Here is a 19,028-nt window from a genome sequence, read left to right on the forward strand (position 1 = left end):
AGTATATAAAAAACCGAATCGCGGATGCGATTCGGTTTTTTATATGAATTTACCAAACGAATAACCCAACAATCATAGCACTTAAGAGAGAGACGGCCATGCCGCTAAGAAGTAATTTCCATACGTTTTTCCCAATAATTTTTGATTTTTCTTCATCAAGGATGGAATTAAATGTGCCATAAATCATACCAACTGTACTGAAGTTAGCGAATGAAGTGAGGAATGTCACTGCGACTGCAACGGTATGAGGAGGCAGTGTATGAATCTGATTCTTTAAATCTAGTAAAGCGACAAATTCATTAGTAGCTAGTTTAATTCCCATTAACTGTGCGACATACATGGCGTCACTGCCAGTTAATCCAAGTAAGAAAGCAAAAGGACTGAAAATGATAGAGAAAATCTTTTGGATGGTTAATCCATCTATGAAGAAACCTAATATCCCGTTAACACCGGCGGTTAATGCTACATAACCAATAACCATAGCCATAATAACAATAACCATCTTCACTCCGACGAGCATACTGTCCGAAATGGTAGAAAAGAAATCTTTTCGTTCTTCTTTAGTAGGAACATAGACAATGTCTTCTTCTTTACTAACAGTGACAGGGTTTAGCATGCTGGCAATAAGCAGTGCATTTAAACAGTTTAATGGAATAGCAGCAAAGACATAGGCAGCTGGCACCATTGATAGGTAAGCCCCAATAATTGATCCACTGATACTGCTCATACTCATGATTCCGAATGTCAGTAAGCGCTGATTACCGATAGCAGTTAATTGTTGACGGAGAACAGCGAGCGCTTCGGTGTTTCCAAGAAACATCATTTGGATTGAGAAGAAGCTTTCAAGCTTAGGAAGTCCAGATATCTTGGAAATGAACCACCCGACTTTATCAATAATCCATGTCATAATTCCGAAGTACGATAAAATATCAAAGAAAGTAATAATAAAGATAATTGGCATTAGCGCGTTGAAAAAGAAATCAACCTGTTCATTTGCCATAACAGAGGGAAAGACAAACGAAATCCCTTCATTCGCACATGAAATCAACCAAGTAAAGAAAGAGGCAATTTGTTTAATAACCCATGAGCCAATGGTGGTGGATAACATAAACCAAGTGATCAACAATTCACAAACCAGTAACGTTATAATCGCTTTCCATTTGAGGTTCTTTTTATCAGGTGAACAAAGGTAAATAATGCTCATTACAACGAATACACCTAGCATATTTAATAAGAAATACATGATATCACCCTTTTTAATTTAATTGAAAACAACAACAAAAAGCTCTTATTTTTTTCACACTTTCGCCATAGACAGAAAGTGTGAAAAAAATAAGAGCTGAAACAAACAGAGCAGGTTAATCAAAGGATCCTCAATAACGCTAAAGCGGATGGAGGATATGATAACGCACATGTTTCTTCGTCTTATATTATTCAAACTTCCTTGTAGTCCGGCAATTTACGGCAGCCAGGTAGAAACTATCAGACCATTTTCACTGATATTATACAAGGATATTAATGTTGTTAGGAATGTTTATCAGTTTAATTGAATTTTATTACGATTACAATAGTAAAATACAAATTTTAAATTATTGTACTAGTGTAACTTTTCACTTAATAAATTAGGGCACTAGATAAATGAGAGAAGGGATTACGTTCGAAGAAAATAAAAAAGATTGTAGAGAAAAGTTCTCTACAATCCCTGTCTTCTTGTTATTGAATAACTACGGTTTCAAGATCGGCCATTTTTGCCCAATCTGAGATTTGTTCGACTGTAAGAGTGAGAGAGAGGACAGTATGGTGACCGCCGCCCGCTTCAATCCAGCTTTTGATTCCATCTTTAAAGTTTGGCTTTGGTTCCCAAATCACTTTAGCAACTGGTAAATGCGGTGTTTCATTTTCTGGTTCGACTGCACTAATTGCATTTACGATCAGTCGATAATTGGTTCCTAAATCCAGCATAGATACAACGATGCCGTCTCCTCCAGCACCATCGAAAATTAAACGGGCTGGATCTTCCTTATTCCCAATGCCGAGCGGTTGAACGACCACTTTTGGTTTGCTTGCCGATAGAGTAGGATCTACTTCCAGCATATGTGAGCCAATAATGCGTTCTTTGCCTGTACTCAAATCATATGTGTAATCTTCCATAAAACCAGTTTGGATATTGTTAGCCATGACTTTCATCAGACGGTCCAGTGCAGCTGTTTTCCAGTCGCCTTCACCAGCAAAGCCGTATCCTTCTGCATTTAATCGTTGAACGGCCAAGCCTGGCAATTGCTTCATACCGTGGAGGTCTTCAAAGTTGGTTGTGAAAGCTGTGTAGCCGCCATTTTCAAGAAAACGACGAAGGCCTATCTCGATTTTGGCTTGTTCTTTCACATGTTCTTCGAAATATTCTGGATCATTATTGCCAATTTCAAAATCATAATGATTTTCATAGTCTTGATAAGTTTGATTGATTTCTTCGTCTGTTACTTCATTCATGACAGCGACTAAATCACCGATACCATAATAATCAACTGTCCAGCCAAATTGAATATGTGCTTCAACTTTGTCACCTTCAGTCACCGCAACATGTCTCATATTATCGCCAAAACGAGCTACCTTAAGCTGTGTAGAGTAGTCATAGCCAATAGCAACATTCATCCAGTCATTAATTTCTTTTTGGATATTATCATTTTTCCAGTAGCCGACAACGGTTTTATTATTTTTCTTTAGACGAGCGTTGATAAATCCGTATTCACGATCTCCATGCGCACTTTGATTTAAATTCATAAAGTCCATATCAATTGTGGACCAAGGTACTTCTTGGTTATATTGTGTGGCTAAATGAAGTAACGGCTTTTGCAGCAATTTAGTACCGGTAATCCACATTTTAGCAGGAGAAAATGTATGCATCCATGTAATTATGCCGGCTGCTTCATCACGGAAATTTACTTCTTTCATAATTTTCGTGATTTCATCTGCTGAGGTCGCTAATGATTTGAACCGAATTGGATAGGCAAGTTTGCCGGATTGATTGAGCTGTTCCGTCATATCTATAGCGTGTCTTTCAACTTCTTTTAATGCTTCTTCACCATAAAGGCTTTGACTACCTACAACAAACCAAAATTCTTTTTTATCAATTTTTAACATTTCCGCTCACTCCGTCCATCATTGATTTTTTCTGACCATAATAGGCATTTTTTCCATGTTTTCGATTAAAATGCTTGTCTAAGAGAGTCTGGTCCATCCGAATGCAATGTGGATTTAACTGCAAGGAATGATACGTCATCTTCGCGACTTCCTCTAGTACGACAGCATTATGTACAGCATTTTTTGCATCTGTTCCCCATGTGAAGGGGCCATGATCATTCACAAGTACGCCTGGAACACGATTAGGATCCAATCCATTCATGTTAAATGTTTCAACAATCACATCACCGGTTTGTTTTTCATACTCTCGTTCAATTTCTGATTTTGTCATAGCCCTTGTTACGGGAATATCTCCATAAAAGTAATCGGCTTGAGTAGTACCAGCAGCTGGAATACCTACACCTGCCTGAGCAAAGGAGACAGCCCAAGGAGAATGGGTATGTACAATTCCACCGATATCCTTGAACTCTTGGTAAAGTCTAAGGTGTGTAGCTGTATCGCTCGAAGGATTGTATTTCCCTTCAATTAGATGACCGTCAAGATCCACAACTACCATATCTTCAGCTTGTAATTTGTTGTACTCAATACCACTTGGTTTAATGACAACAAACCCGCTCTCTCGGTCAATGGCACTTACGTTTCCCCATGTAAACGTAACGAGCTGATATTCAGGTAATAGCATGTTTGCTTGATAGACTTGTAGTTTTAGCTTTTCTAGCATACATTTACGCCTTCTTTCCTGCTTGTTGCTTTCAGGTTTTTCAACCTTTTCATAACATCATTCTCTCCACGGCCAAAATAATCGTGGAGCTTCACATACTCCTGATAAATGAGTTCATATCTCTCCATATTTTCTGGAATCGGGATTACCTTTTTATCCTGTATATGTGCAATATTTGCAGCAGCTTCTTCGATCGTCGTAAAACCGCCAGCTTCTTTTCCAGCAGCGACAGCAGCAAACATAGCTGCTCCGATAGCGGGAGCTTGAAGATGTTCCGCTATTGAGATTTCTTTTTGTGTAATGTCAGCATATATTTGATTAAGCATTTGATTTTTATGAGGTAACCCTCCGCAAACCATTAACTGATTGATGTCCACGCCAGCTTTTTTAAAGGTATCGATCACCAATCGTTTCCCAAAGGCAGTCGCTTCAATTAAAGCACGATAGATTTCTTCTGGTTTTGTACCAAGTGTCATCCCGAGAATCAGACCTGTTAAATCGGTATCAACAAGTACAGAGCGATTTCCGTTCCACCAATCGAGTGCAAGCAGGCCGCTTTCACCGATTGCTAACTGGTTTGCTTTTTCCTCTAACAACTGATGAATATTGATGTTTTTTTGCTTCGCTTCTTCAAAATAAGAAGCAGGAACTTGGGTATCAACAAACCAAGCAAAGATATCGCCTACAGCATTTTGGCCGGATTCGTACGCATAGTAGCCTGGTACTGCACCGTTTTTCACTACTCCACACATTCCTGGGACAAAGACTTCTTTATCAGAAAGGGTGATATCACAGGTTGAGGTGCCCATAATATTCAGCATGGTTCCGCTGTTTATAACGCCAGTCGGAGCTACTGAAACATGTGCATCAACATTCCCTACGCAGACAGCAATACCGGGTAATAGTCCCATTTGTTGAGCCATTTCAGCTGTTAATTCTCCTGCTTTAGAACCTACTGCGAGTAAGTCTGTACCAAGTTTTTCAGAAACGACATGCTCTAGTCGAGGATCCAAAGCTTTGAAAAAAGCTGAATCTGGATAGCCGGTGTCTTCGCTCCACATGGCTTTATATCCTGCTGTACACGAATTACGGGTTTCTTTCCCGGTCATTTGCCATGTAATCCAATCAGTTGCTTCAATAAACCCATCCATTTCCTGATAAATCTCAGGGTCTTCATCGAGTATTTGCATCAATTTTGGAAAAAGCCATTCAGATGATATCTTCCCGCCATAACGAGCTAAAAATGGTTCTTTCCGTTCTTCGGCTATCTTATTTAATTTATCAGCTGCATACTGAGCAGCATGGTGCTTCCAAAGTTTGACCCAGGCATGAGGACGATTACGAAACGCTGGCAGCTCACATAGCGGAGTTCCGTCCTTTTTTACTGGTAATACCGTACACGCAGTAAAATCAACCCCGATTGATATGATCTCTTCTTTTGCTAGTTTGCTAGATGAAATCGCTTCCTTGACAGAGGAAATTAAGCATGTAACATAATCTCTTGGGTTCTGCAGGGCCCAATCTTTTCCTAATGGGATCGTTGTATTAGGCAGGTTGTTAGTGATGACAGCATCTGGATAATCTTTTACCGATGAGGCAATGATATTTCCTGTTTTAAGATCCACAATGACAGATCTAGCTGACAATGAACCGAAATCTACTCCTATTGAATAGGTACTAGTCATATAATTCATCCTTTCTAGTAAGCGCTTTCTATAAAAACAATATAATATTTATACGTACAAATGTCAATTTAGATTTTTTATAAGTATGAATATTACTTTTTCGGGTCATCTTGTAATCAAACTAGAGAATAGGTATGATATGAATAGTGATTTAAGGAGAGATACCATGCAGCCAAAATATAAAATTGTTATTGAAGAAATTAAGTCTTGGCTTTTTGAGGAACAGTTTCTTCCACATCAAAAATTGCCTACTGAGACGCAGCTAATGGACCGGTTTTCCGTTAGCAGACACACGATTAGGCGGGCTATTGGGGACTTAGAGGTTGAAAATTATCTCTATCGGATTCAAGGCGGAGGCATCTATGCCGCTGATTGGAAGGGAAAACAGACCAACCAAACTCCTACTAAAACGATTGCCGTGCTAACGACCCATATTGCTGATTATATATTCCCGAATATTATTGTGGGGATTGAAAAAGTATTATCCGAACATTCCTTTTCCCTGCTTTTGGCGAGTACACATAATGATCCTTTAGTAGAACGCAAAAGCTTAGAGAATTTATTGTCTCAGCCCATAGAAGGGATGATTGTGGAACCAACAAAAAGTTCACATCCTAGTCAAAATATCGGAATATATAAGAATATGAAGAATAATCATATCCCTTGTCTGATGATTAATTCTGCTTATCAAGATAGTGATTTTCCTAGGATTACAATAGATGATTTTAAGGGAGGGTACATGGCTACAGAACACCTATTAGAACTAGGCCATGTCGAGATTTTAGGAATCTTCAAAACCGACGATCAACAGGGAGTTAAGCGGATGAATGGCTTTATTTCTGCTTATCAGCAAAACCCTTCTGTCTCATCAATCGGTCAGTTTATTACCTTTCAAACCAATGAAGAGAAAAAGGAATTACCAGAACGAATCAGGGCTGTACTTAAACAAGCCAATAAGCCGACAGGTATTTTCTGTTATAACGACCAAGTAGCTGTCCAAGTTATTTCTATTGCAAAAGAATTAGGAATTGATGTCCCAAATGAGTTATCCATTGTCGGATACGATGACTCCCCAATCGCTAGTATCTTGGATGTAAAGTTAACGACAATCAGGCATCCGCAAGAACAAATGGGAATAGATGCTGGAAGAATGATTCTTAAACTCATAGAATCAGGTACAAGTGATGTCGCTCAATCCATTCTTTATGAGCCGGAACTAATTACACGACAATCTACGAAAGAAATAAAAAGGTAAGTGCTAATCATTGATTGGTACTTTTTTTTGTTTATTTTTTAGCGCTTGACATTTATACGTACAAATTATAAACTCTATTCGAGAAAGCGCTTCCTGTTTACTGAATATTCATTTAGCAAGCTGTACAGGGAGAGTAATTTATCTTTTTACCAAATACACCTACGAATTGAGGGACAGAAGATGGCGACTAGCAAATTAAGAAATACTCATTCATTTTGGTACATTGTTATTATTTCAGCTGCTGCTGGAATGGCAGGATTACTTTACGGGTATGATACAGCTGTTATTTCAGGTGCAATTGGATTTTTACAAGAGTTATATGATTTATCTCCAGCTATGGAAGGGTTCGTTATTTCGAGTATTATGATTGGTGGTATTATTGGGGTCGCTGTTTCCGGCTATTTAAGCGATGCCTATGGAAGAAAGAAAATTCTAATGGTTGCTGCGATTCTCTTTGCGATATCAGCTATTGGCTCTGCTTTAGCCTCTTCAGTTGAGATGCTGATTGGAGCAAGAATAATCGGCGGTATCGGTATTGGACTTGCTTCTGCATTAGCAGTCACATATATTACAGAATGTGCACCAGCTGCCATTCGCGGGCGTTTATCCTCTATGTATCAATTATTTACTGTAATCGGAATTTCAGCTACATTCTTTGTCAATTTATTAGTAGCCGATTCAGGAACACATGAATGGGGAGTGGAAACCGGCTGGCGCTGGATGTTAGGATATGGTGTGATTCCTGCTTTAATCTTTTATCTAACATTGCTTTTCGTTCCAGAAAGTCCACGTTATTTGGTCCAAAAAGGAAGAGATCAAGAAGCATTACAGGTATTAACCAATATTAATGGCAGTGAAGCAGCAAAAGTGGAAATGAAAGCGATTAAACATTCTATTGACACGGAAACAAATCTTTCAATGCGACAGCTGTTTAAACCAGGGTTAAGAAAAGCACTAGGGGTAGGTATCTTCCTCGCTCTTTTCAATCAAGTGATTGGAATGAATGCGATTACATATTATGGTCCGGAGATTTTTAGGATGGTTGGTTTTGAAGATAACACGGAGTTTGTGGCCACAAGTATGGTTGGACTCATGCAGGTTGTTGCGACAGTTGCTGCCGTTATTTTAATCGATAAAGCAGGACGAAAAAAGCTGATGGCTATTGGTTCCTTCTTTATGGCACTATTTATGCTCTTAATTGGAGGCGTTTTCTTTTTCGATATTAACAGCGGACCCTTGCTTGTCATCTTCATAATGGGTTTCACAGCGGCATTCTGCATCTCGATGGGACCGATTCCATGGATTATGATTCCAGAAATTTTCCCGAATCATTTACGAGCACGAGCAGTAGGGTTAACAACGATGTTTTTATGGGGAGCAAACTGGGCGATCGGACAGTTCACCCCTATGTTATTAAACGGGTTGGGCGGAGCTATTACATTCTGGATATTTGCTGCCATTAACGTTATTTGCTTCATCTTTGTTATGACGATTATTCCTGAAACTAAGAACAAAACATTAGAAGAAATTGAACAATTCTGGAAGCCGAAAAATCAAAAAGTTCAAGTAAGAAAAGGTGCGTAAAGCTACAAACTAAAACCCGTGGTTGAATTCCTTTATCAAGGAAATTCAACCACGGGTTTTTAATTTATTAAGGCTGCACATACATTTGTTAACAAATAAAGGAAAAAAGTGTTTATAAGTTTGAAAGGGAATGTTAAAGTAACATAAAAGGATAGTACCAAACTCGTAAGTAATCATTCACCTAAAAGGAGTTATTATGAATAAGGGTAAAACAATACCTGTAAAATTAGTAGCTGTTCTTTCATTTATAGCCATTCTTGCGGGGCTTTATTTATATTTAACATTTGTAGATGGACCAAAATACGCGTCAAAATCAAGTTTAGCAGTTAAGGAGCTTGCTGCACCAAAAGGCGGTACCTTTATAGAAGTCATAGAAAAAGATAAGCCGGATATTAATAAAGAATTTCCGCTTGGAATTAAAGAAGCTACTATTCAAGATGCTATTCATGCTATGTCCCATCAAAAAGTAAAGGCTAAGGATAAGTGGGGATTTCTCCCGTTGACGCAGGATCGAGTAAAACGATTACTCGAAGTGGTCAAAGATGGTGAAGACACGTACAAGCATGAAGATACATACCTGACTATTCTAGAAAGTTGGAATAACCAAGAATTTAGCTCAGTGGATAAACACCATAATGTTATTTGGAATCTACAATCTGGAACCATCGGCAGAGCAACGGGTATTTTGTCTGCTGCAGAAGAAAAAGCATATATAGAGAAGCATTATGACATTCGAAAATAAATAATCTGTTGTGTGTGCTCTTTATTTAAAGGGTTTCATCAACTAATGTCGAATTAAAAGTTGAGATAAGGAGTTGAGTAAATGACTAAGGAAGATCTATTTAAAGTACTTCATAGTTCTGCCCGCGGTAACTTTTTTACGATAGAACTCGAAAAACCCCACTATCAAAATGGGGATGAAGTGATGGCATTTGCTAATGAATTAGAAGCTGAAGGAAAAATAAAGATTAGAGAATTTAAGCAATTAAAAGAATCGATTTATTTACAGGGCATAATAAAGTATTCTTCTAATTAACTGAATGATGGTATTCGGAAGATTGGAACTAGCGCTAAACTCATAATTTATAGGGTTAAGTGCTTTTTTTTGCGGTATCTGGTACAGACTATGATAAAGTTGGTGTAATTAGGAGGAGAAGTGAATATGCGATTATCAGGAAAAAAAGTCATTAGTCTGGTGCATCATGATTTTGAAGATCTAGAGCTATGGTACCCAATATTACGTTTACGCGAAGAGGGGGCAATTGTCCATCTTGCGGGTGAGAAAGCTGAAGAGACCTATATTGGAAAATATGGCGTACCAGCTGCAGCAGATTTCGCTTATGGAGATATTGAAGAGGAAGACTATGATGCCATTCTTGTGCCAGGTGGATGGGCACCGGATAAAATCCGTCGTTTCCCTGAAGTCATCTCCCTCATACAAAGCATGGATGAAAATGATAAGTTGATCGGACAAATTTGTCATGCTGGTTGGGTGCTTATTTCCGCTAAAATTCTTCAAGATAAAAAAGTGACCAGCACACCAGGGATAAAGGATGACATGGAGAACGCCGGTGCAATTTGGTATGATGAGGCCGTAGTTGTCGATGGAAACCTTGTATCCAGCAGACGTCCGCCGGATCTTCCAGATTATTTACGAGAATTTATTAATGTGCTCGAAAAAAAATAAACGTTCAAGCAGCTTCTCTTTTGGGAGGGCTGCTTTTTCCGTTTATTAAAGAGAAGGCAGGGGTTAGTCTGCTTTTGAATGGGCGGCGGTTTCGTATAATTCTACCGCTTCATTTACCGAATAGTTATTCTTAACGATTGAGTGAATCGCTTTAATCATGGCTTCCGGATGTGCCGATTGCCAGATATTTCTCCCCATATCTACTCCCGCTGCCCCTTGAGCCAGTGCATAATAGGTGATTTCTAACGCCTCGCGGATCGTATCAAACTTAGGACCTCCGGCAATCACAATAGGGACTGGACAGGTGCTGGTGACTTTCTCGAAATCTTCACAATAATAGGTTTTGACGATATCTGCCCCCATTTCAGCCGTTACCCGTGATGCTAACGACAAGAAACGAGCATCGCGTTTATCGAGTTCTTTACCAACAGCGGTTATACCTAAAACAGGTATGCCATATTGATGGGCATCGGTAACGACATGTGCTAGATTGGTAATGGTTTGAGTTTCGTAATTCGAACCAATGAAGACGGAAACACCTACCCCAACGACATTATGACGAATGGCTTCTTTAATAGAGGTTACAATCGTTTCGTTGGCTAAGTCCTTGCCTACTACGGTTGGACCGCCTGAAACCCTAAGAACCATAGGTTTCTCCGTATCTTCTGGAATACTAGCTGACAGAGTTCCCCTGGTTACATATAAGGAATCTGTATAGGGTAATAACTTCTTTACCGTTTCGCCCGGCTTCTCGAGACCTCTTATGGGTCCTAAAAAATAACCATGATCAATAGCAAGCATCACCGCACGGCCATTCGGAAGAATCTTGTTCAAGCGGTTTTCAAATCCCCAGCTCATCCTCTTTCAGCTCCTTTATCACAGGCTTCTCCAGTACTATTGAATCTTTTTCGGCTATATGCGGTGACTTAATAAATAGTGCTTTAAAGTGGTCCGCAGATTCATTGACCAGGTAGTGCGAATCTCCAGGACTGCATTGAATCATATCTCCCGGTTTCACTCGATACCTTTTATCATTTATATAAAAATCAATCGAACCTTCTAAAATATAAAAAGCTTCCTCACAAGTTGTGTGGTAGTGATTAGGAAAATCCTGTCCGGGTTTTAGCACCACCACTCCCATATCTATATTAGGACCTTTTGATAGATACTTCGGTCCATTGTCGCCAAAACGATAATCAAAGTCATCTTCATGTACTTTTTTCATTCATTCACCTCCTCTCAACGTTAAACCCCTGGTGCTTTCCACATATGCTTGGTTAAACCGTTATCAGCCAATCGTAATTGCTCATTATAAATAGCCAGCCATTGTTGATAGATATGAAGATATTGTTTATGGTTTGTCATATTCGGTAAGTGAATCCTTTCCCATTTCACCGTTTTAACTGCTTCTGAAATAGATGAATAGAGTTGGACACCAACACCGGCGTATAAGGCAGTCCCAAGGGCAGCAGCTTCTTTGACAACCGGCACTTTAACGGAAACGCCTAACACATCAGCTAATGTTTGGCTCCACAGTTTGCCTTTGGAGGCACCCCCGGTAAAAATGACTTCTTTGGGATAGAACCCTGTTTCTTCTTCAACTAGTTTTAAGTTTCCTAGAGTAACGAGGGCCGCATTTTCTTGGAGAGATTTAAATAATTCTTTTTTGCCTGACTTTTGAGGATCTAGACTTAAGTTAATAAATGAAGGTGAAGCATGTCTCCAAGAGGTGAAATTCATAATATTAGAGAAGATCGGCATAATTCCATTCGAGCCGATTGGAACGTTGCGTGCTTTTTCTTCTAATATTTCGTATGGATCACGTCCTGATTTAAGTGCTTCGGCTTTTTCTTCCGTACAAAAGGCATCCCGAAACCAGCGCATAACAAGTCCGGGAGAAAACGCAATCGTTTCTAGTTGCCAAAGGTTTGGCACAGCGTGGCAATTCACCCGAATTCGGCCGAGAGTATCAACTCTCGGTTTATTTATATTCACTTCTTGCTGCCAAAAAGAACCACCGGAAATAACGGTTTGTTCATGATCAATGGCGCCGACTCCAACTGAGGCCATTTGGGCATCGCCACCCCCGGAGAGAACTGGGGTGCCTTCAGCTAATCCAGTACTAGCAGCAGTGGTTTTGGTAACATAACCGATTACGGTGCCGGCCTCTTTAATATCAGGAAGAAAGGTGCTTTTAATTCCACACAGTAGCGCGGCTGCTCGTGAGCCGCTGCGATTGTGTATATCAAATATTCCGCTAGTACAGCCATTAGAGGGATCCATATGTAACTCCCCTGATAATTTATAAAGAATCCAGTCATTGATCATAGTTAAGGTTGTAGCTTTTTCATAGACTCTGGGTTCATGGTTTTTTAACCAAAGCAAGCGTGGAATCGCGCTAAGAGCAAATGTCTGTCCAGACAGCTGGTACGTCATCTGTTCTAAGTTTCCTTCTTGTGCTTTTAAAAATTCAGCCTCTTTGGCTGCTCGAGCATCGACATTTGCACAAGCCCATATTTCTATGCCGTCTGCATCATATAAAACGAATCCTTCCCGCATACTGGTTGCACTGATGGCTCTAATGTCGGATGGAATAATATCCGTCTCCTTTAAAAGAGAACGAATGCAATCCTTGATAATCACCCAATTTTGCTGGTAATCAAAATCCATTGAATCAGGGTATTTTTCATCTTCTTTATGTGTCCATTCAGTCTGTGAAACGCCAACCTGCCTGCCAGATAAATCGAATAAGACAGCCCGGACGCTGCCAGTTCCTGCATCTAACGCAAGAATGTAGTCCATGGATTCCCTCCATTCTCTACTAGTGCAAAAGCACTGGATAAAAGTAAACTTCTTTACTTGAAATGGAACTATTCCTATTACTGAGAACATATTAATTAATGTGTACTTGTATTACTACAAAAGAATAAAACGGCAGGTGGAATGGGATGGAGAAAACCGAAGTTCCTTTACTGGAAATTGAACGCATGTATAAGCATTTTGCCGGAAATCCTGTGTTAAAGGGGGTAGATTTAACCCTTAAATCTGGAGAAATCTTTGCTGTGGCAGGAGGGAATGGAGCAGGAAAATCAACATTAATGAAAATTATTACCGGCTTATATAAACCAGATGACGGAAAGATGAGGGTAAAAGGAAAAGCTGTATCTTTTACAAATACGCATGAAGCCCATTTACATGGTATTTATCTTGTGCCGCAGGAACCGTTGATTTTTCCTAATATGTCCGTAGAAGAAAATATAATGATTGGAATGCCTGAGAATAGAGCCAAATGTAAAAAAAAAATCAAAATTATACTTGAAAAGCTAGGGTGGAAGCTGAATATACAAAGAAGTGCTTTAACGCTTACGATTGCTGAAAAGCAACTTGTGGAAATTATCCGAGGATTAGTTCGGGAGGCAGAAGTTTTGATATTAGATGAACCGACCTCTACGCTGACTTTCGGAGAAATTGATTCCCTTTTTATTAACATTAAGCGATTAGCGAATGAAGGGATGGGTGTCCTTTACATCACGCATAGGTTTTCAGAAATTTTCACACTCGCTGATTCAGTCGCCATTTTAAGAGATGGTGTCATATCTTTACGAGGACCGGTTAAGCAATTTACCTACGAAAATTTGGTGGAAGGACTTGTTTCACAGACTCCACCAAAGGAGAAGAACAGGGAAAAACAAAAACTTTTATTGAAACAGACAACGACTACTAACCAAGTAGCCTTAGAGGTAACCAATCTTACAGGCAATCGATTTGAAGGGATTTCATTCCAACTATTTCCAGGAGAGGTGCTTGGAGTTGCTGGAGTAGTGGGGGCTGGTCGAACGGAATTAGCAGAAGCAATTGTAGGTCTTGAAAAAATATTGGCAGGAAAAGTCGTATTAAATGAAAGAGATATCACCAATGATTCCTTCCGTCGCAGACTTAATGCCGGCTTGGTTTACGTACCTGAAGATCGTCATGCACATGGGATTTTTCCAATTACATCTATAAAAAACAATATTACATCTACAATCCTCCACCGTCTAAAAGGGATTCTTTTCCCTTTTCAAGAGGAAAGAGCCCTCGCAGTTTCCTATCTAGCTGATCTTCAAATTAAAGCTGAAAGCATTGATCAAGAACTAAAGAATTTATCTGGAGGGAATCAACAAAAGGTAGTTCTTGCGAAATATTTGGCAGCGCATCCAAAGGTGGTTATTTTAGATGAACCGACACGGGGCATTGATGCACATGCACGCAACGATATTTATCGCATGATTCACCAGTTAAAAGTCAACGGATTAGCCGTTTTATTAATTACTTCAGACATGGAAGAAATTCAGCAGTTAAGCAACCGGGTACTCGTGATGCATGATGGGAGCATGGTTACGATCCTAACTGAAAATGATATCACTCTTGAAGAAATAACTTCTTATGCATTTGGTGTTCAGAGCGGGGTGAAGTAAACGATGATGCCGTTTTTAATCAGGGTGTTAAAAGCAAGGGAGCTTTCGATTGTCCTTTTTTTAGTCGGCTTTTTTATCCTAGTTGGATCGATTAACAAAGAATTTATTACAGGAGATACGATTGCTTTATTGATTAAATCAAGTGCTATTCTTCTCGTTATGGCAATTGGTCAATCCTTTGTTTTACTAACTGCTAATATTGACGTTTCAGTCGGTTCCACGATGGGTTTATCAGCAGCGGTTGCAGGCATTCTTCTCACAGATGGTTATAGTCTATGGATAATTGTACCGGCGGTCTTGTTAACCGGCGTTATTGTTGGACTATTAAATGGACTAGGAGTTGCATACGGCAAGGTTCCTTCCATTATCATGACTCTAGGTATGTTAGGAATCATTCGGGGAACGATGCTTTTATTTACAGAAGGAATGTGGATTGAAGACATACCCAATTTTTACAAAGAGTTATCTGGGGCGGCATTTCTAGGAATAAGTCTGCCTGTTTGGATCGCCATTGTACTTGTAGTTGTTTGCCATTTGTATATGACAAGGACAAAGTCAGGGCGCTGCTTTTATGCGGTAGGAGATAATGAGGAAGGAGCAGTTTCAGTAGGATTACCGGTAAAAAGAGTCCTTGTCCTCTCATTTATATTTTCATCTGTATCTGCCTCAATCGCAGCCTTATTATTTGTCATGAACATCGGGTTTGTTCCCAATCAAACAGGAAGCGGAATGGAGCTGCAGGTTATTGCAGCGGCGGTCCTTGGCGGTGTAAGTTTAACTGGTGGGATTGGAAGTGTGATTGGTGCTGGTCTTGGCGCTGTGTTTTTTACTGTTATTAGTAACTCACTTGTTTACCTAAAGATTCCGGCCTATTATAATGACGCGATTTCTGGTTTTTTATTATTGGCCATTGTTGTGGGGGATTCTCAATTCCAAACGTATATTCGTAACCAATCGACCAGAATAAATAGGAATAGGCAGAAAGGAGACAGTAAGGGTGAAAGACAAACGACAACGATTACTTAAATGGGAATTTGCTCTTGTTGTATTCCTTGTTATTGAACTATTCTTGTTTGGACAATTATCTCCCAGTTTTCTTAACCTAAATAATCTCTTATACAGTATGAATGATTTTGTCTATATTGCGTTAGCAGCCATTCCTGTGACGTTTGTCATTATAACAGGTGGAATAGATGTTTCTATCGGAGCCATGATGGGGTTATCATCCATCGTTCTTGGGGTTCTCTGGATGAATGGAATAAATATATGGATTGCGCTGTTGATTACTTTATTGGTTGCTGCATTAGCCGGTTGTTTAAATGGGATATTGATTGCCTGGACAAATGTACAGCCGCTGGTTGTTACATTGGGAGGAATGTTCGTTTTCACAGGAATCGCTCTCGTTCTTTCAGGAGGCTCAAGTGTATCAGGCTATGAAGGAATCAGTGGTTTCCCTTATGAATTTGTAGAACTTGCAAATGGTCAGCTGTTTGGTATACCAAATCCAATCTGGATATTGGGGCTTTCTATCTTATTCTTTAGCTTCCTTCTTCACTTTACTCGTTACGGACGGAACGTTTTTCTCGTCGGAATCAATGCAAAGGCTGCTAGATATTCTGGGATTAATACCCGATTAATCATTATGAGTACGTATATGTTAGCAGGATTTGGGGGTGGTTTAAGTGGTGTCATTCTAACTTCATATTTTAGTTCAGCTCGTTCAGATCTTGGCAGCGAAGCGGTCTTGCCTATTATTACAGCAGTTGTCTTAGGGGGTACTAGTATTTTCGGGGGAAAAGGGAGTATCATGGGCACGGCTATTGCGAGTATCGTGATTGGCATGACGCAATATGGACTGCAAATGGTCAATATGACCAGCCAACAAACAAATATTGTGGTCGGAACCATGCTTATACTTGCTGTTTTACTCAGAAATACGCATTGGCAGAAGTTGAGTAAATCGCTTTCCATCATGAAAAAATAATAAGGGGGAATCGTTTTGAAGAAAATGAAGTCTCTATTATTGTTAGCGTTTACATTATTATTGTTTGCAGCATTGTCAGGCTGTTCAGATACCAGCAAGCCTGCTGACTCACAAGGAGAGAAAACAGAGAAGAAAAAGGATGTGAAATTAGCATTTATCCCGAAACTAGTAGGTGTCGGTTTCTTTACTTCTGGTGGTCAAGGTGCCAAAGATATGGCGAAATCACTCAATGTAGAATTGAAATATGACGGTCCCACAGAAGCATCCGTTGCCGGCCAAGTTCAGTTTATTAATAATTATGTGAACCAGAACTATGATGCTTTAATGATTTCGTCGGTCTCGGTGGATGGATTGAGTCAATCACTCAGACGTGCAAAAGAACGGGGGGTTAAAATTATAACTTGGGATTCTGACGTTAACCCTAAGGATCGTTCGTTTTATATTAATCAAGGAACACCCGACCAATTGGCTGAACTCTTAATCAAAATGACCTATGATCAAATAGGGGATAAAGGAAAAGTAGCCTTTTTTTACTCTAGTCCAACAGTGACCGACCAAAACCAATGGGTCACGAAAGCGAAAGAGATTGTAAAGGATCAATATCCTGGATGGGAAGTCGTCACTACACAATATGGCGAAAATGATGCACAAAAATCATTGGCAGTTGGGGAAAGTATCTTAAAAACATATAAAGACATTGATGCAGTAATTTGTCCGGATGCAACGGCACTTCCAGCTATGGCGCAAGCAGCGGAAAATTTAAAGAAAGCGGGAGAGGTGGTCGTAACCGGATTTTCTACACCGAATGTCATGAGAGAGTTCGTTAAAAGGGATACAGTTAAACAATTTGGATTATGGGATGTGAAAAAACAAGGAGCAATTGCGGCTTATGTGGCTTATCTTATGACGGTAGAAGGAAAGGATTTAAAGGTGGGAGATGAATTTGAGGTACCGGATATTGGGAAAGTGAAAATTGAACCTAACTCTATCCAAGGCTATGATTATACTGCTGATGACAGCGGAATCATCCTTCTACCAGAACGAGTCGTTTTTACAAAGGATAATATTGATGAGTATGATTTTTAGGTGATTCACTAATTGCTGATTCAATGGGCTGCAGGAAGACAGCCATTCGAATCAGTTTTTTATTTTATCTTGTGATTGGAAGGAACAGGATGTATCGTAAGAATAAACAATGGTGAAGGGCGGAAAAGCAGTTATGGAACGGTTTCAGATGAATTCAAGCAGTTCAAAAAGAAGAATGATCTGGCTCGCCCTCGTGCTGGGTTCGTTTGCGGCAATCGGTCCATTATCTTTGGATATGTATTTGCCAGGGTTACCGTCCCTTGCTGATGACTTGAATAGCAGTACCTCGTTAGCACAACTCAGTTTAACAGCCTGTATGCTTGGCTTGGCTGTAGGACAGATTTATTTAGGACCATTGAGTGATTCAAGAGGCAGGAGAATGCCGCTAATCTTATCACTGGCTGTTTATAGTGCTTCCTCACTTGCATGTGCCTTCGTTCCGTCGGTTGAGATGTTACTATTGATGCGATTTATACAGGGAGTATCAGGTGCTGGAGGGATCGTAATTTCGAAGGCAATTGTCCGCGATCTGTTTTCTGGAACTGAATTAACCAAGTTTTTTTCGATGCTCATGCTTGTAAATGGAGCAGCCCCCATTTTAGCGCCTGTTTTCGGCGGGCAGCTCCTGCAGTTCACATCATGGAGAGGTGTATTTATTGTATTGTGTATCCTTAGTATGATGATGATTGCAGCAGCCTTTTGGGGGTTAGCTGAATCATTGCCAAAGGAACTGCGCAATGAGGGAAGTATCGCGAACACCTTCCGTACATTTTCTCGTCTTGCTAAGGACCGAATTTTTATAGGCTTTGCTTTTTCTCAGGGGTTTGTTTCAGCCGCAATGTTTGCCTACATATCAGGTTCACCTTTTGTATTGCAGAATCTTTATGGCGTATCAGCCCAAATGTTTAGTCTTATCTTCGCTATAAATGGAGTGGGCATTATTCTAGCTTCACAGGTGACAGGAAGACTCGCTGGAAAAGTGAAGGAAGGTGTCTTACTTGTGTTTGGTTTATATATGGCGATGACAGGTGGAATGATTCTTTTAACTGGAATCATACTTCAAGCGGACCTTATGGTCATATTGATTGGCTTGTTTCTCTCGGTTGCAAGTGTGGGAATCGTTGGAACAACCAGCTTCGCTTTGGCAATGGAGAATCAGCGGAGTCATGCGGGAAGTGCTGCGGCTTTACTCGGACTGATTCCATTTATACTAGGAGCTATAGTGGCTCCGCTCGTGGGACTTGGAGGAGAAGATAGTCCACTTCCAATGGGTCTGGTCATAGTAGGCAGCCAAATAATCGCGATACTCTCTTACTTTATTGTTGCCCGTCCGATGCTGAAAAAGGGTAATTCAAATGAGAAAGCCTAAATGGCTTGCCCTCAGTTTGTAGCCAAAAGAGGTGAGGAATGATTCATTCCGTACCTCTTTTG

At 39.9% G+C, this 19,028-nt stretch carries 17 protein-coding genes and 1 riboswitch; of the genes, 10 read left to right on the plus strand and 7 right to left on the minus strand.

Translation table 11 applies throughout. The features are described 5' to 3' along the window. Positions 1-49 precede the first annotated feature (49 nt). The 4 genes from MHI18_RS16620 to MHI18_RS16635 all read right to left on the minus strand — a co-directional run bounded on the left by MHI18_RS16620 (position 50) and on the right by MHI18_RS16635 (position 5,544). Positions 50-1,243: a nucleoside transporter C-terminal domain-containing protein gene (locus MHI18_RS16620; RefSeq protein ID WP_340848904.1), complete on the minus strand. Its 1,194-nt coding sequence runs from the start codon at positions 1,241-1,243 to the stop codon at positions 50-52. A 184-nt stretch (positions 1,244-1,427) separates the two neighbouring features. After that, positions 1,428-1,530: riboswitch (purine riboswitch) on the minus strand. Between the two features lie 183 nt (positions 1,531-1,713). Further along, entirely contained in the window at positions 1,714-3,138 is a 1,425-nt protein-coding gene (gene araA / locus MHI18_RS16625; RefSeq protein ID WP_340848906.1) for an L-arabinose isomerase, read from the minus strand. After that, positions 3,125-3,859 carry an L-ribulose-5-phosphate 4-epimerase gene (locus MHI18_RS16630; RefSeq protein WP_340848907.1) on the minus strand — a complete coding sequence of 245 codons (735 nt, stop codon included), beginning with the start codon at positions 3,857-3,859 and terminating at the stop codon, positions 3,125-3,127. Before MHI18_RS16630 ends, araA begins: the two co-directional genes overlap by 14 nt. Then, positions 3,853-5,544: a ribulokinase gene (locus tag MHI18_RS16635; RefSeq protein ID WP_340848909.1), complete on the minus strand. Its 1,692-nt coding sequence runs from the start codon at positions 5,542-5,544 to the stop codon at positions 3,853-3,855. The genes MHI18_RS16630 and MHI18_RS16635 overlap by 7 nt, the downstream gene beginning before the upstream one ends. Positions 5,545-5,710: 166 nt before the next feature. Here MHI18_RS16635 and MHI18_RS16640 point away from each other — a divergent pair, with 166 nt between their 5' ends. The 5 genes from MHI18_RS16640 (at position 5,711) to MHI18_RS16660 (ending at position 10,070) form a co-directional block, all read left to right on the plus strand. Beyond that, positions 5,711-6,799, plus strand: coding sequence for a GntR family transcriptional regulator (locus MHI18_RS16640; RefSeq protein WP_340848910.1), 1,089 nt, complete (start codon positions 5,711-5,713; stop codon positions 6,797-6,799). Positions 6,800-6,979: 180 nt separating this feature from the next. Next, the gene (locus MHI18_RS16645; RefSeq protein ID WP_340848912.1) at positions 6,980-8,383 is read left to right on the plus strand and encodes a sugar porter family MFS transporter; all 1,404 of its coding nucleotides are present in this window, start codon (positions 6,980-6,982) and stop codon (positions 8,381-8,383) included. 196 nt (positions 8,384-8,579) lie between these two features. Next, positions 8,580-9,125, plus strand: a complete 546-nt coding sequence (locus MHI18_RS16650) for a DUF6241 domain-containing protein (protein ID WP_340848913.1) — start codon at positions 8,580-8,582, stop codon at positions 9,123-9,125. A gap of 81 nt (positions 9,126-9,206) precedes the next feature. After that, positions 9,207-9,419 carry a hypothetical protein gene (locus MHI18_RS16655; protein ID WP_340848915.1) on the plus strand — a complete coding sequence of 71 codons (213 nt, stop codon included), beginning with the start codon at positions 9,207-9,209 and terminating at the stop codon, positions 9,417-9,419. 126 nt (positions 9,420-9,545) lie between these two features. Next, the gene (locus MHI18_RS16660) at positions 9,546-10,070 is read left to right on the plus strand and encodes a type 1 glutamine amidotransferase domain-containing protein (protein WP_340850307.1); all 525 of its coding nucleotides are present in this window, start codon (positions 9,546-9,548) and stop codon (positions 10,068-10,070) included. A 63-nt stretch (positions 10,071-10,133) separates the two neighbouring features. Here MHI18_RS16660 and lsrF read toward each other — a convergent pair whose 3' ends face one another. The 3 genes from lsrF to lsrK are packed head-to-tail and all read right to left on the minus strand — an operon-like array spanning position 10,134 to position 12,872. Further along, a complete protein-coding gene (gene lsrF / locus MHI18_RS16665) occupies positions 10,134-10,928 on the minus strand; it encodes a 3-hydroxy-5-phosphonooxypentane-2,4-dione thiolase (protein ID WP_340848918.1) in 795 nt (264 codons plus the stop codon). After that, positions 10,912-11,295: a cupin domain-containing protein gene (locus MHI18_RS16670; RefSeq protein WP_340848920.1), complete on the minus strand. Its 384-nt coding sequence runs from the start codon at positions 11,293-11,295 to the stop codon at positions 10,912-10,914. The genes lsrF and MHI18_RS16670 overlap by 17 nt, the downstream gene beginning before the upstream one ends. 20 nt (positions 11,296-11,315) lie before the next feature. Further along, positions 11,316-12,872 carry an autoinducer-2 kinase gene (lsrK, locus tag MHI18_RS16675; RefSeq protein WP_340848922.1) on the minus strand — a complete coding sequence of 519 codons (1,557 nt, stop codon included), beginning with the start codon at positions 12,870-12,872 and terminating at the stop codon, positions 11,316-11,318. A 146-nt stretch (positions 12,873-13,018) separates the two neighbouring features. On the opposite strand from lsrK, the gene MHI18_RS16680 reads away from it, so the two are divergent. The 5 genes from MHI18_RS16680 (at position 13,019) to MHI18_RS16700 (ending at position 18,966) form a co-directional block, all read left to right on the plus strand. Beyond that, a complete protein-coding gene (locus MHI18_RS16680; RefSeq protein ID WP_340848924.1) occupies positions 13,019-14,527 on the plus strand; it encodes a sugar ABC transporter ATP-binding protein in 1,509 nt (502 codons plus the stop codon). A 6-nt stretch (positions 14,528-14,533) separates the two neighbouring features. Next, positions 14,534-15,553: an ABC transporter permease subunit gene (locus MHI18_RS16685; protein WP_340850308.1), complete on the plus strand. Its 1,020-nt coding sequence runs from the start codon at positions 14,534-14,536 to the stop codon at positions 15,551-15,553. After that, a complete protein-coding gene (locus MHI18_RS16690) occupies positions 15,525-16,511 on the plus strand; it encodes an ABC transporter permease (RefSeq protein ID WP_340848925.1) in 987 nt (328 codons plus the stop codon). The genes MHI18_RS16685 and MHI18_RS16690 overlap by 29 nt, the downstream gene beginning before the upstream one ends. A 24-nt stretch (positions 16,512-16,535) precedes the next feature. Beyond that, positions 16,536-17,597 (plus strand): autoinducer 2 ABC transporter substrate-binding protein LsrB, encoded by a 1,062-nt coding sequence (gene lsrB, locus MHI18_RS16695; protein WP_445670041.1) that lies wholly within the window; start codon positions 16,536-16,538, stop codon positions 17,595-17,597. 109 nt (positions 17,598-17,706) lie between these two features. Continuing rightward, a complete protein-coding gene (locus tag MHI18_RS16700; protein ID WP_445670006.1) occupies positions 17,707-18,966 on the plus strand; it encodes a multidrug effflux MFS transporter in 1,260 nt (419 codons plus the stop codon). Positions 18,967-19,028 lie beyond the last annotated feature (62 nt).

Source organism: Peribacillus sp. FSL H8-0477 (genome assembly GCF_038002765.1).
In the GTDB taxonomy this organism is placed as follows: domain Bacteria; phylum Bacillota; class Bacilli; order Bacillales; family DSM-1321; genus Peribacillus.